The organism is Enterobacter sp. 118C5 (assembly GCF_034107645.1).
Taxonomy (GTDB): domain Bacteria; phylum Pseudomonadota; class Gammaproteobacteria; order Enterobacterales; family Enterobacteriaceae; genus Enterobacter; species Enterobacter nematophilus.
Genome location: NZ_JAWNEU010000037.1, coordinates 1 through 1024 on the forward strand (window position 1 = coordinate 1; position 1024 = coordinate 1024).

At 52.8% G+C, this 1024-nt stretch carries 1 rRNA gene; it reads right to left on the reverse strand.

The features are described from left to right. A 23S ribosomal RNA gene (locus tag UTO39_RS22270) occupies positions 1-1024 on the reverse strand; the annotation flags it as partial.

The window sequence follows — 1024 nt, forward strand, 5'->3', positions numbered from 1 at the left end:
GTCGCTGCCGCAGCTTCGGTGCATGGTTTAGCCCCGTTACATCTTCCGCGCAGGCCGACTCGACCAGTGAGCTATTACGCTTTCTTTAAATGATGGCTGCTTCTAAGCCAACATCCTGGCTGTCTGTGCCTTCCCACATCGTTTCCCACTTAACCATGACTTTGGGACCTTAGCTGGCGGTCTGGGTTGTTTCCCTCTTCACGACGGACGTTAGCACCCGCCGTGTGTCTCCCGTGATAACATTCTTCGGTATTCGTAGTTTGCATCGGGTTGGTAAGCCGGGATGGCCCCCTAGCCGAAACAGTGCTCTACCCCCGAAGATGAGTTCACGAGGCGCTACCTAAATAGCTTTCGGGGAGAACCAGCTATCTCCCGGTTTGATTGGCCTTTCACCCCCAGCCACAGGTCATCCGCTAATTTTTCAACATTAGTCGGTTCGGTCCTCCAGTTAGTGTTACCCAACCTTCAACCTGCCCATGGCTAGATCACCGGGTTTCGGGTCTATACCCTGCAACTTAACGCCCAGTTAAGACTCGGTTTCCCTTCGGCTCCCCTATACGGTTAACCTTGCTACAGAATATAAGTCGCTGACCCATTATACAAAAGGTACGCAGTCACACCCGAAGGTGCTCCCACTGCTTGTACGTACACGGTTTCAGGTTCTTTTTCACTCCCCTCGCCGGGGTTCTTTTCGCCTTTCCCTCACGGTACTGGTTCACTATCGGTCAGTCAGGAGTATTTAGCCTTGGAGGATGGTCCCCCCATATTCAGACAGGATACCACGTGTCCCGCCCTACTCTTCGAGTTCACAGCAAGTGTGTTTTCGTGTACGGGAGTATCACCCTGTACCCTGCGACTTTCCAGACGCTTCCACTAACACACAAGCTGATTCAGACTCCGGGCTGCTCCCCGTTCGCTCGCCGCTACTGGGGGAATCTCGGTTGATTTCTTTTCCTCGGGGTACTTAGATGTTTCAGTTCCCCCGGTTCGCCTCGTTAACCTATGTATTCAGTTAACGATAGTG